Annotated in this window: 12 protein-coding genes; 3 read left to right on the forward strand and 9 right to left on the reverse strand. The window is 62.3% G+C overall.

Translation table 11 applies throughout. From position 1 onward, the window contains the following. Positions 1-74: 74 nt before the first annotated feature. A complete protein-coding gene (locus tag ACDZ94_RS15435; RefSeq protein WP_064451632.1) occupies positions 75-839 on the forward strand; it encodes a response regulator in 765 nt (254 codons plus the stop codon). Further along, entirely contained in the window at positions 839-1,873 is a 1,035-nt protein-coding gene (locus ACDZ94_RS15440) for a sensor histidine kinase (RefSeq protein WP_064451631.1), read from the forward strand. The genes ACDZ94_RS15435 and ACDZ94_RS15440 overlap by 1 nt, the downstream gene beginning before the upstream one ends. 28 nt (positions 1,874-1,901) lie before the next feature. Here ACDZ94_RS15440 and ACDZ94_RS15445 read toward each other — a convergent pair whose 3' ends face one another. The 9 genes from ACDZ94_RS15445 to ACDZ94_RS15485 all read right to left on the reverse strand — a co-directional run bounded on the left by ACDZ94_RS15445 (position 1,902) and on the right by ACDZ94_RS15485 (position 9,760). After that, entirely contained in the window at positions 1,902-2,963 is a 1,062-nt protein-coding gene (locus ACDZ94_RS15445) for an AI-2E family transporter (protein ID WP_064451630.1), read from the reverse strand. A gap of 72 nt (positions 2,964-3,035) precedes the next feature. Beyond that, positions 3,036-3,854, reverse strand: a complete 819-nt coding sequence (locus ACDZ94_RS15450) for a DUF4892 domain-containing protein (RefSeq protein WP_432750407.1) — start codon at positions 3,852-3,854, stop codon at positions 3,036-3,038. A 114-nt stretch (positions 3,855-3,968) separates the two neighbouring features. Next, positions 3,969-4,823: an alpha/beta hydrolase gene (locus ACDZ94_RS15455; RefSeq protein ID WP_064451628.1), complete on the reverse strand. Its 855-nt coding sequence runs from the start codon at positions 4,821-4,823 to the stop codon at positions 3,969-3,971. After that, complete coding sequence (locus ACDZ94_RS15460) at positions 4,820-5,623, reverse strand: alpha/beta fold hydrolase (RefSeq protein WP_064451627.1); 804 nt, start codon at positions 5,621-5,623, stop codon at positions 4,820-4,822. The genes ACDZ94_RS15455 and ACDZ94_RS15460 overlap by 4 nt, the downstream gene beginning before the upstream one ends. A gap of 97 nt (positions 5,624-5,720) precedes the next feature. Then, entirely contained in the window at positions 5,721-6,164 is a 444-nt protein-coding gene (locus ACDZ94_RS15465; RefSeq protein ID WP_221294323.1) for a hotdog fold thioesterase, read from the reverse strand. 30 nt (positions 6,165-6,194) lie between these two features. Continuing rightward, positions 6,195-7,844, reverse strand: coding sequence for an AMP-binding protein (locus ACDZ94_RS15470; protein ID WP_432750408.1), 1,650 nt, complete (start codon positions 7,842-7,844; stop codon positions 6,195-6,197). Between the two features lie 86 nt (positions 7,845-7,930). Continuing rightward, entirely contained in the window at positions 7,931-8,380 is a 450-nt protein-coding gene (gene sixA, locus ACDZ94_RS15475) for a phosphohistidine phosphatase SixA (protein ID WP_064451624.1), read from the reverse strand. Beyond that, positions 8,377-8,724: a DUF4389 domain-containing protein gene (locus tag ACDZ94_RS15480; RefSeq protein ID WP_262667443.1), complete on the reverse strand. Its 348-nt coding sequence runs from the start codon at positions 8,722-8,724 to the stop codon at positions 8,377-8,379. The genes sixA and ACDZ94_RS15480 overlap by 4 nt, the downstream gene beginning before the upstream one ends. Before the next feature lie 10 nt (positions 8,725-8,734). Beyond that, complete coding sequence (locus tag ACDZ94_RS15485; RefSeq protein WP_064451622.1) at positions 8,735-9,760, reverse strand: NAD(P)H-dependent glycerol-3-phosphate dehydrogenase; 1,026 nt, start codon at positions 9,758-9,760, stop codon at positions 8,735-8,737. Between the two features lie 195 nt (positions 9,761-9,955). Between ACDZ94_RS15485 and ACDZ94_RS15490 the strand changes: the two genes are divergently transcribed. Continuing rightward, positions 9,956-12,088, forward strand: coding sequence for a TonB-dependent receptor plug domain-containing protein (locus ACDZ94_RS15490; RefSeq protein ID WP_432750409.1), 2,133 nt, complete (start codon positions 9,956-9,958; stop codon positions 12,086-12,088).

Here is a 12,088-nt window from a genome sequence, read left to right on the forward strand (position 1 = left end):
CGCCCGTCCAGCACTTACAGCCGTGGAGCTGGGCGCCTATGCTGACAGCAACAACCCAGGCAGATGATCGCACTATGCATACCCCTACCGTCTCTGTAAACGAAGAGCAAAAAGGCGCGGTGCTCGCCGAAGACAAGCGCTGGAATACCCGTGCGCTGATCGTCGACGACGATGTACCGATTCGTGAGCTGCTGATCGATTACCTGGCGCGCTTCAATATTTTCGCCGTCGGCGTGACCGACGGCGCCGCCATGCGCCTGGCCATGCAAGCCGAAACCTTTGATGTGGTGGTGCTCGACCTGATGCTGCCGGGCGAAGACGGCCTGTCGCTGTGCCGCTGGCTGCGCACTGAGTCGGACATCCCGATCCTGATGCTCACCGCCCGTTGCGAGCCTACCGATCGCATTATCGGCCTGGAACTGGGCGCCGATGACTACATGTCCAAACCGTTCGAACCCCGTGAACTGGTAGCACGCATCCAGACCATCCTGCGCCGAGTGCGCGATGACCGCACCGAACAACGGGCCAACATCCGGTTCGACAACTGGCGCCTCAACAGCGTATTGCGCCAACTGGTGGCCGACGACGGGCTGGTCGTGCCGCTGTCCAACGCCGAGTTTCGGCTGTTGTGGGTGTTTATCGAACGTCCACGTCGCGTGCTGAGCCGCGAACAGTTGCTGGATGCCGCCCGTGGTCGTTCCATCGAAGCGTTTGACCGCAGCATCGACCTGCTGGTCTCGCGCCTGCGCCAAAAGCTGGGGGATGACCCCAAAGCACCGCAATTGATCAAGACCGTACGTGGCGAAGGCTACCTGTTCGACGCTCGAGACATCGGCTGATGCGCGCCACCTTCAATACGCTGTTCGGAAGGCTGTTCGGCGTACTGCTGGTGGCCATTGTGCTGGCCCATGTGCTGGCGTTCTTTTGGTTTCACCACTATGGCCCGCCGCCGCCACCGCCTCAGGAAACCTTTGTCGAGCAGCCGGACGGCACCATGACGCCGCTGCCCCGGCATCATCGCCCGTGGTTTGGTGGCCCCGTGGTGCCGCTGACGTTTCAGTTTATCTCGCTGATCATCGCCGCCTGGTACGGCGCCAAACTGTTGAGCCGGCCGATCCAGCGCCTGAGCGCCGCCGCCGAGCGCTTAAGCCTCGACCTCGACAGCCCGCCGCTCAACGAGTCCGGGCCGCGTGAGGCACGCCAGGCTGCATCGACGTTCAACCTGATGCAAAAGCGCATCCGCGAACAGGTCAGCCAGCGCGCGCGCATGCTCGGCGCCGTCTCCCATGACCTGCGCACCCCGCTGTCACGCCTAAAGCTGCGCCTGGAACAGATCGAAGACACCAAGCTGCAAGGCCAGATGCGCCAGGACCTGGACGACATGATCGGCATGCTCGATTCCACCCTGAGCTACCTGCACGAACAACGCACCAGCGAAACCCGGCATTGGCTCGACGTACAGGCGTTGGTGGAGTCTCTGAGTGAAAACGCCCAAGACCAAGGCGCCGACGTGCAATTTTCCGGCACCTGCGTGCCTTTGCAGGTGCAGCCGATGGCCCTGCGTTCATGCCTCAATAACCTGATCGATAACGCCCTGCGCTATGCCGGTACGGCGCGCATAGAACTGACCGACAGCCGCGAAGCCCTGGTCATCCGTGTCATCGACCACGGGCCCGGGATTGCAGCGGATAAACGTGAGGCGGTGTTCGAGCCGTTCTTTCGTCTGGAAGGCTCACGCAACCGCAACTCCGGTGGCGTCGGCCTCGGCATGACGATTTCCAAGGAAGCGGTGGAACGCCTCGGCGGCCGCCTGAGCCTGGAGGAAACCCCAGGCGGCGGCTTGACGGCGGTGATGTGGCTGCCCCGCGCTTAAGAGCGCCACATTAGCCCTCACCCAGTCTTTACAGTGGCTTGTCTTCGCGGCGAACTTGGGCCTGGGTCGCACTCCAATCGGTCAACAGGCTGTAGGCCACCGCCAGCAACGTCGGGCCGATAAACAGGCCAATAAAGCCAAAGGCGATCAACCCGCCGAACACGCCCAACAGCACGATCACCAGCGGCAAGTTGCCGCCTCGGCTGATCAGGTACGGCTTGAGTACGTTGTCCACGCCGCTGATGATGAACGTGCCCCATACACCGAGGAAAACTGCGTAAGTGTAATCGCCCTTCCAGGCCAGCCAGGCCGTGGCCGGTATCCACACCAGCGGCGGCCCCATGGGGATCAGGCTGAGCAGGAAGGTGACGATGCCCAGCACCAGCGCGCCCGGCACGCCGGCGATCAGGAAACCGATCAGCGCCAGCAGGGCCTGGGCGGCCGCCGTACCGATCACACCGTTGACCACGCGCTGCACGGTACCGGCCACCAGTTCGATGTAGTAACCGGCGCGCTCGCCGATCAAACGCTCCAGCAAGCGATGCACGAACAGCGCCAGGCGTGGCCCGTCGCGGTAGAAAAAGAACACGAACACCAGGCTCAGGGTCAGTTCGAGGATGCCGCCACCAATCTGCGCACTGCGCGCCAGCAGCCAATTGCCGACCTGCCCCAGGTACGGCTTGATGCTGACCATCAGCGCCGCGCCCTGCTGGTCGATGCTGTCCCACGTCGCCACTAAACGCTCGCCGACAAAGGGTATCGAGCCCAGCCAGGTGGGCGCGGCAGGCAAGCCATCGACCTGGATATCCTTGATCAGGCCCACGGCGTCACGCACATGGTCTGCCAGGTTGAACCCCAGCCACACCAGCGGCACCGCCACCAGCAACATCCAGCATAAGGTCAGGATGCCTGCCGCCAGAGATTCCCGGCCGCCCAGCCAGCGAGTCAGCAAACGCATCAGCGGCCAGCTGGCAAACGCCAGCACCGCGCCCCAGAACAGCGCCGACCAGAATGGCGCCATCACCCAGAAGCTGGCACCAAACAACACCAGCAGCAGGATTTGCACCAGTAGGCGATCGTTATTGAGCATCGGGTATCTCGAGAAGAAGGCTGTAGGAAGAGAGCTTAGGCGAGCGGCGCGGGTCCGCTCGCCTGATAACGGTCAGCGTATCAGATGCAGGTGCAAACCCTTAGCGTCGCCGGTGCCGGTTTCCATGCGGGCGGCGCGTACGCCGCTGTCGATCAAGCCTTGGCGCCAGGCTTCGGCCGTCGGCCCGGTCAAACTGACGCGCAAGGTGGCGTCAAGGTTCAAGCCGCGCGAAATCAGGGTCAACCAGGTGGCATCAGGCTCGGCGCCCAGCGCCGGAAAATCCAGCTCGCCCGTACTTTTCAACTCACGCAGCAAGGTCGCGGAGGTGGGCAGCAAGTCCCCCAGCGGCGCGCTGGCATCGAGTTGCTCCACATGCAGATAAGCGCGACGGTTGCCGCGGGTGATGCCGTACAACGCCACCAGGGAGTTGTCCTGCGGTGCGGCCAGGCGCAACAGCAGGTATTCCTGCTGGCCATCGGCGCCGACCAGCTTGGCGTTGCCGAATACTTCATTGGCCCACAGGCTGCTTTCGCCGCAATCGCGGGCCTGGCACCAGAACAACAGCTGCGCGCCCTTGGCCTGCAACGCTTCGCGCGTCTCGGTAAACGCGGCGCTGGAAGTATGCTCGGCGGGCAGTTCATAGGTGATGGCAGTGGCTTGACCGCGCGCCGTGGCCTGGCCCTCATAGCGCAGCTGGCCGCTGATCTTGCGGATCGCACCCATGGGGTAGATGCGTTCCTTTTCTTCTGCGGGGCGGTAATCGACGATTTGCGCATCGATCTGGCGGGACACGGCCGGTAAATCCTGGCTACCCGGCACGTCGGCGGCGAACACCAAGGGGCTGAAACAGCACAGCCCGAAGGCACGGATACATCCTTTACGCAGGCTCATCGGATCAATAAGCCCTGGCCATCGGAGGTTGCTGCTGGTTTAAGATCGGTGTTCACATCATTCATGGTCGACTCCCTTTCAATCCGCCCAGCCTCGGCAGTTGACCCCGCCAAGTCAAGGCGTGGAGAAGAACCGATTGAAACAGTCTGCAACAAGGATCGCGCCAGGCTCATCATTAAGGTGTAAATGATGGCCTCCCGGCAGCGTGTTCACCGTAAAGGGTAGCTGAGAAAGCAATTCGGGATGTTTCGCCAGCATGCCATCAGCGGCGACCACCAACTGCGTAGGACACGCCACACGCCGCACGAAAGCCATCGCCTGTTCATCGGTCAGGCGCATCGGCGAGGCCAGGGTCAGACGGCTGTCCGTACGCCAGGTATAACCGCCCGGCACCGGCATCAAACCGCGCTGGGCCAGCAGTTCGGCGGCTTCACGGCTGACTGCCACAACGCCTTTCATCCGTGCTTCAACCGCCCGATCAAGGGTGCTGTAAACCGGCTTGCGTTTGTTCTGCAGGCTCAATTGCGCCTGCAGCGCCATGCCCAGCCGCTCCGCCGCGTTCTCGCCAGCGGCGGTCGGCGGGATTACACCGTCGATCAAACCCAGGTGCGTCACACGCTCCGGCAAAGCGCCCGCCAACACCAACGACACGATAGCGCCGAGGGAGTGGCCAAGTAATGCAAAACGTTTCCAGCCCAGTTGTTCGGCGACTTGCAGCACGTCAAAGACATAATCCCACAAGGCATAACCCGCCCCGGCAGGACGATGCGCCGAGTGCCCATGGCCGGCCATGTCCAACGCGACGATGCGCAAGCCCTGCAGCTTCGGCGCCAGCCGCGCAAAGCTGTTGGCGTTGTCCAGCCAGCCATGCAGGGCGATCACCGGCAAGCCGTCTTCGGGACCAAACAGGTGCGCTGCCAACTCGATGTGCGGCAGGCTCAGGCGCACTTCCTCGACCGGCGCACTCATGCGCAACTGCGCTCGCGGGCTTGCCAACGGGAGAACAGGTTCTTGATCAAGGTCGCAGTGTCCTGAGGGCGTTCAAGGGGGAACATATGGCCACCGGGCATGGTGAGCATTTCGCCCATGGGCAGGCGGTCGACGCCGCTGGCATGGTGCCGCATCACCACCCGGCTCTGGCGCCCGCGCACCACCGCCAGCGGCACCTTCAATTGGCGAACCTGGCCGGGACTGGTGTGTGGCACGCCGCGGTAGATGCTGATTTCGGTGGCGGGGTCAAAGCGCAGGCGCAGGCGATCGCCCACTTGTTGCAGGCCATGTTGCAGGTAGGCGTCAAAGCATTCCGGGTCGAAGCCGCGAAACAGGGTCTTGCCGGCGAAGTAACTGCGCGCGGCGTCGAGATCGGTGAACTCTTCACGCCGGCCCAAGGTGCGCCCGGCGGGTGTCAGGCGGTCGATAAAACCAAAGCGCTTGGCGGCGCGGATTACCCAGCGGTCGGCGCGGGTCAGCACCGGCGAATCCAGCATCACCACACCGCGATACAGCTGTGGGCAGCGCATGGCCGCGTGCAAATGCAACACGCCGCCCAGGGAGTGGCCCACGCCCCACACCGGCTCCGGCTGCAGCTCCAGGTGGTGGATCAACTCATCCACCAGGTTCTGCCAGTTGTCGTCCACCGGAAACCTGGGGTCGTGGCCGTGCTGCGGCAGGTGAGCCACTGCATATTCCGGGGCCAGGGCGGCAAACAACTTGCCGTAAGTGGCCGAAGGGAATCCATTGGCGTGGGCAAAAAACACGTGCTGCGACATACAAAATCCATCAACAAAAACAGGAGTTGATTGTCACCATGCCTGGCCTTTACAGCAATGACTGTAACCGCCAGGAATGATGACACTCACGCCACGCCTATCGTGCTGGCGGGTTCTCGCCCAAAGGCACCACGGCCATGGTCAGGCGCGATACACAGCTGGCCTTGCCATCGTCGCTGGTCAGGCGAATATCCCAGACTTGAGTGGTACGACCGATATGAATCGCCCGCGCCACTGCCGTCACCCGACCGCTGCGCACACCACGCAAGTGGTTGGCATTGACCTCAAGGCCCACGCAATAGAACTTGCTGGCATCAATACACAGATAAGCCGCCATGGAGCCGACGCTTTCCGCCAACACCACCGAAGCACCGCCGTGCAACAGGCCGTAAGGCTGATGAGTGCGATGGTCGACCACCATGCTGGCGGTCAGTGACTCGTCGTCGAAACGTTCGAAACGAATATCCAGCAATTCACCGATGGTGTTTTTCTGGATGGCGTTGAGTTGCTCGATATCGGGTTGGGTGCGCCACAGGCTCATGCAATTGTCCTTATTGGTTTTATTACGTGCCTAATCCTGCCACAGAATGGATTCGGTGCGCTCGCTCCAGGCCTGGAACTGTGCGCCGTAGGTCGATTCGATCACCGCGCGTTTGATCTTCAGGGTCGGCGTCAGAAAGCCGTTTTCCACCGCCCAACTGTCTTTCACCACCACCAGTTGGCGCAGACGTTCGTGTTTGTCCAGGCTCAGGTTGACGTGTTCCAGCCAGCGCTCGAGGCTACTGTGCAGTGCTTGTCGGTCCTGGCCCGCAGCCGACAGCACGCACAAGCCCATCGGCGCGGTCAGGCCATCTCCGACCACGCACACCTGTTCGATCCGCGCGTGTTCGGCCAGGCGGTTTTCGATCGGCGCAGGGGCGACGTATTTGCCCTTGCTGGTCTTGAAGATTTCCTTGAGTCGCCCGGTCAGGCGCAAGCGGCCATCGGTGTCCTGCTCGCCCTTGTCGCCGGTGCGCAGGAAGCCGTCATCGGTCAGGGTCTCAGCGGTTTTCTGCGGGTCCTTGAAGTAGCCGAGCATGGTCGCGCCGCTGCGCACTTGCACTTCTCCTGACGCGTCGATGCGCACTTCAACACCGGGGCACGGCCGGCCGATCCAGCCGAGTGTCTGCTGGCCGGGGCGACACACGTGCGAATAGCCGCAACTTTCGGTCATGCCATACACCTCCAACACGTCCAGCCCCAGGCGCTGATACCAACGCAGCAAGCCCTCGGGAACAGGCGCCGCACCGGACAACGCAATGCGCAGCGCATCCAGGCCCAAACCCGCCAGGACTTTATGGCCGACGCGTTTGCCGATAAACGGCAGGCGCAGCAGGGTGTCGAGGCGCTGTTGCGGGATCTTGCTGTAGACGCCCATTTGAAATTTGGTCCAGATGCGCGGCACACCAAACAGCGCCGTCGGCCGTGCCCGGCGCAAGTCTGTAAGAAAAGTATCCAGGCTCTCCGCGAAAAACACCGTTTGCCCGGTGTAGATCGAGGCCAGTTCGACAAACATCCGCTCCGCTACATGGCACAACGGCAGGTAGGACAGCAGCCGATCGCCCTCCCCCAACCCAAATAATTGAGTGCCTTGCGTGGCGGCAAAACCCAGGGCGCCGAAGGTCTGCATCACGCCTTTGGGCAAGCCGGTGGTGCCGGAGGTGTAGACGATGGTGGCCAGGCTTGAGGCAGCGGGCGTGGGGTTGTCCTGGATCGGTGAACAGGCTTGCAGGTCTGACCAGCTGAAATCAAAGTCACCGGCCGGGCACAGTGGCAGGCTGATCGTCGGCAGACCGGCCGGGATACCGGCGACCATCGCCGGCCAGTCGTCCAACTTGCCGATCAACGCCAGCGCCGCCTCGGAATGCGTCAACACATGGGCGACCGAGTCGGCAGTGAGGTTGGGGTACAACGGCACGGAGACATGCCCGGCCATCCAGATTGCCAGGTCGGCAATGATCCAGTGCGCGCAGTTTTTCGAGATCAGGGCAATGTGCGAGCCCTGGGGCAACTCCCGGGCACGCAGCCACTGCGCAGCGCAACGGGCCTGGTGACCGACCTCGCCCCAGGTGAGGGTCTGCACCGCCCCGCCGCCGATGGGTTGCACGAGAAAGGGCTTGCGCGGGTGCCGCGCTTCACGTTCGTAGAAGACCTGCAACGGCAAACGAAAAGCGACAGGCATGGGACGCGCTCCTTTGTGATCCGATGATAGCCAACCAAGCACTTGCTTGGTTGACTATATAGCACACAAAACAGCGATGACTTTTCCTACGGGTTCTTCACACCCACCAGGCTCATCAGCCCTGCCAGCGGAAAATCCCCCTCCAACTCCGCCAGGCTGGCGGTGTGCATCGGTTGTGGCTGACGCAGATGGCCATGCTGCAAAAAGCTGATCAGGCTGCCTACCAATGGCTGGTGACTGACCAGCAGCACGTTGTCATCAGTGTCGAGCTTGTCCAGCACCTGCAGCGGGTTGCTCTCCGGCGTCAGCCACGGCACCGTGCGGATTTGCGGCTCGAAGCCCAACGCGTCACGCACCAGATGGGCAGTCTGCTGGGCGCGTACATACGGGCTGGCGATGATGGCACTGATCGGCTGGCCGATCAGGTGCGCGGCACTGCGCAACACTTCGCCACGGCCATGCTCGGTGAGGTTGCGCTCGGCGTCGGTGCGCGCGTGCCCTTCGGCTTCACCGTGACGCAAAATCCACAGCTTCACAGCTTTGGCTCTTCATCACGCACCGGGTGCGGCGCCGGCGGTACGCTGTGGGCGGCTTCGCCCTCCGGTGCGCGCGGGGTCGGCCAGTCGGCGAACGGCCAGGGTTTTTGTTCAGTATGGAAGCTGCCAAAACGGCCGATCTGCGCCAGGAACTGGCTGAGACTGTCGCCAAAGTTCATCAGGCCCAGGTTCGGCGCGCCGTAGATCAGGCGATAGACCAACTGCACCACCACCAGCGCACCGAGCAGGAACTGCGCCACTTGCCACACCAGCGCAAAGACCAGCATCCACAGGATACGCAGGAGGATGGACTCGTATTGGGGGGCTGCTTTCGGATCGTTCATAGCGCGTTCCTCAGTTGAAACCACTGGTGGAAATGAAGTCGACATCGGTTTTCGGTTCAGCGCGCATCAGCAACTCGATGACCTGATTCAAGGTGCGCCCTTCGAACAGGATCGCGTGCAGCCCGGCGACCAGCGGCATGTACACGCCGACTTCCTGAGCCTTGGCCTTCAACACTTTAAGCGTGTTGACGCCCTCGGCGACCTCACCCAGGCGGGTGACCGCGTCTTCCAGGCTCAGGCCCTGGCCCAGCGCGAAACCGACCTGGTAGTTGCGGCTTTTCGGCGACGAGCAGGTCACGATCAAGTCGCCCACGCCCGCCAGCCCCAGGAACGTCATCGGGTTGGCGCCCTGATTGACTGCAAAGCGGGTCATTTCGGCCAAGGCGCGGGTGATCAGCATGCTCTTGGTGTTTTCACCCATGCCCAAGGCCACCGCCATGCCGGCAATGATCGCGTAGACGTTTTTCAGTGCTCCGCCCAACTCCACGCCAAAACGATCGCTGCTGGCATACACGCGGAACGTGCGGCCATGCAGCACCGCCTGGACGCGCTCGCACAGCGCTTCGTCTTCACTGGCGACCACGGTGGCCGTCAGTGCGTGCTCGGCGACTTCCCGTGCCAGGTTCGGCCCGGACAGCACGCCAATGCGCGCCTGGGGAGCGATCTCGGCAAGGATTTCGCTCATCAGCTTGAACGTGTGCGCCTCGATGCCCTTGGTCAGGCTGACCAGCAGCTTGCCCGCCAGGCGCTCGGCGTGGGGCGCCAGCACCGAGCGCAAAGCGCTGGACGGCAGCGCGACGAAGCACAGGTCGCAGTCAGTGAGCGTTGCCAACAGGTCCGTGACCGGCTCGACCGCCGGATGAATCTTGATGCCTTTAAGGTAACGGGGGTTTTCCCGATGGACGCGGATGGCCTCGGCCTGCTCGGGATCGCGCATCCACTGGCGCACCGCATGGCCGTTTTCAGCCAGCAGATTAGCCACGGCGGTACCAAAACTTCCGCCTCCCAGGACCGCAATTGGGCGCTGTTCAGTCATATGCAATCCGTTAATCCATACCAGTGGCGATGGCGGCATTATACGGGGCGACTTGCTGGCGGCCAGCCCCCGCGTCAATTCAAGCGCATGTCGGAAAATGCCACACTTGTGTGAAGTAATTGCAAGGTCCACGACTGGCAAATGGCCCCACCTCAGTTAACATGGGCGGCTATTCGTAATTATCAAGGCCGTGCCGTGTATCTGGGCCCTCCTCCTCGCTCATCTCTGTTGTGGATGCTGCCGTTGACACTGTCGTGCAGTGCAACGGCGCTGGCTGATGACCTGTTCCTCGACAGCCAGCCGCTGCCGCAGGTGCTGACGGCCACACGCCTCAAGCAATCGGCGGCGGCCGTGCCCGGCAGCATGACAGTGATCGACAGCGAGCTGATCAAGGCCAGCGGCGCACGGGACATCGCCGAGCTGCTGCGGCTGGTGCCGGGGATGATGGTCGGCTACACCACCGGCAATCAGGCGGCAGTGAACTACCACGGCACCAGCGCCAGCGATGCACGGCGCATGCAAGTGTTGATCGACGGGCGTTCGGTGTATCGCGCGGGCCTGGCGACGGTGGACTGGAGCGATATTCCGGTCGCCATGGAGGATATCGAGCGCATCGAGGTATTCCGTGGCCCCAACACCGTCAGTTACGGCGCTAATGCACTCATGGCGGTGGTCAACATCCTCACGCGCTCACCGGCCAACAGCCACGGCTCGCGGGTCAAAGTCATCCGTGGCGAGCGCGGGATCAACGACTTCTACGCCAGCCAGGGCGTTGGTTGGGACACCGGCGACTTGCGCCTTTCGATGTCGGGGCAACAGGACGATGGTTTTGACAGCGACGCGGTCGGTGCTGACCGTCGTGACGGTCGGCGCCTCAACCGTTTCAGCCTCGCCGTCAGCCAGACACTGAACGCGCAGCAGAGCATCGACTGGCAATTTGACGCCAAGGAAGGGACCAATCAGCGCCCTTATACCTACGCGCCGGTATTCGCCGGGATTACCGAAGGCGGTACTAATTCCGATGTCGTCGCCAAGGACTATGCCGGGTCAATGCGCTGGAACGTTGAGTTCAACCCCGAGCACAGTTTGTACATTCAGGGCTCGGCCCAGCAATGGGACCGTCAGCAAGTCTGGAAGGCCTGTGACGCCAAGGTGTCGTTCAGCCCGGAATTGACCCGGCTATGGCAGTTGAACCCCAACTATGCCGAACAACTGGCCCGTCATATGTACCGCTACACACCAGGCAGCCCGCCACCTGGCAGCAGCGCCGAGCAGGCGCTGGCCTATGAAGTGCTAAAACAATGGGGCAACGACGGCAAAAACCCGGTCTGCGGCGACATCGACCAAAGCACTCGCGAAAGCCGCTACGACCTGGAGATTCAGGACACCCTGAGCCTGTCCGACAGCCTGCGCCTGGTCAGCGGCATGAACTACCGCTACGACCGCGCCGATTCCGACACTTACTTCAACGGCACCCTGGACGACACCACCTGGCGCTTGTTCGGCCACCTGGAATGGCGCGCCAGCGAACACTGGCTGCTGCAAGGCGGCGCCATGTACGAAGACACCTACTTAAGTGGCAACTCGCTGACGCCACGGGTGGCGGTCAATTACCTGATCAACCCGCGTCACGGCTTGCGGGCGGTGTACTCCGAGGCAATTCGCTCGCCGGACATGTTCGAGAACAACGTCAACTGGAGCTACCGCGTCACCAATCTGAGTTCCCCGGCCTACGGGCAGAATTCCGGGCAATATTTTGTGGTAACGCGAGGCCCGGGCAACCTCGATAAAGAGTTGATGCGCTCGCGAGAGCTGGGCTACAACGGTTTCTTTGCCGACCTCGGGCTCAATGTCGACGTGAAACTGTTCTATGACGAAATCACCGACATGATCAGTTCGCCGCTGCGCAATAACCAGTACATTGCCAGCAATGCCAACAGCGCGCGGTTTACCGGTGCCGAGTCGCAATTTGACTGGCGCATGAGCAGCGCCGACCGTCTGCGGCTCACCTATGCTTACGTCGATGCCACCTCCAGCAACCCGCTGGACAAGGCACAAACGGCCCGCAACAGTGGCTCGGCCGGTTGGTTGCGCGAATGGGGCCACGGCTGGTCCAGTGCGCTGTTCTACTATGGCGACGATGCACTCAACCAATATCGCTTCGAACGGGTCGACCTGCGGGTGGCCAAGCGCATTGCCTTGGGCAAAGCCAATGTGGAGCTGGCCGGCATGTTGCAACAACGCCTCGATAACCAGCCCACGACCTGGGCCGACAACAATTACGACAGTCGCCACGTCCTCTACTTCAGCGCGGAGTTAGAGTTCTGA

The organism is Pseudomonas sp. UBT (assembly GCF_050915955.1).
Taxonomy (GTDB): Bacteria; Pseudomonadota; Gammaproteobacteria; order Pseudomonadales; family Pseudomonadaceae; genus Aquipseudomonas; species Aquipseudomonas antarctica_A.

Bases quoted from the DNA above. Each gene is read 5' to 3' on its own strand.
- ACDZ94_RS15455 (WP_064451628.1), bottom strand. From the start codon at position 4,823: ATGAGTGCGCCGGTCGAGGAAGTGCGCCTGAGCCTGCCGCACATCGAG.
- ACDZ94_RS15485 (WP_064451622.1), bottom strand. From the start codon at position 9,760: ATGACTGAACAGCGCCCAATTGCGGTCCTGGGAGGCGGAAGTTTTGGT.
- ACDZ94_RS15440 (WP_064451631.1), top strand. From the start codon at position 839: ATGCGCGCCACCTTCAATACGCTGTTCGGAAGGCTGTTCGGCGTACTG.
- ACDZ94_RS15435 (WP_064451632.1), top strand. From the start codon at position 75: ATGCATACCCCTACCGTCTCTGTAAACGAAGAGCAAAAAGGCGCGGTG.
- ACDZ94_RS15460 (WP_064451627.1), bottom strand. From the start codon at position 5,623: ATGTCGCAGCACGTGTTTTTTGCCCACGCCAATGGATTCCCTTCGGCC.
- ACDZ94_RS15465 (WP_221294323.1), bottom strand. From the start codon at position 6,164: ATGAGCCTGTGGCGCACCCAACCCGATATCGAGCAACTCAACGCCATC.
- ACDZ94_RS15450 (WP_432750407.1), bottom strand. From the start codon at position 3,854: ATGAGCCTGCGTAAAGGATGTATCCGTGCCTTCGGGCTGTGCTGTTTC.
- ACDZ94_RS15470 (WP_432750408.1), bottom strand. From the start codon at position 7,844: ATGCCTGTCGCTTTTCGTTTGCCGTTGCAGGTCTTCTACGAACGTGAA.
- ACDZ94_RS15480 (WP_262667443.1), bottom strand. From the start codon at position 8,724: ATGAACGATCCGAAAGCAGCCCCCCAATACGAGTCCATCCTCCTGCGT.
- ACDZ94_RS15445 (WP_064451630.1), bottom strand. From the start codon at position 2,963: ATGCTCAATAACGATCGCCTACTGGTGCAAATCCTGCTGCTGGTGTTG.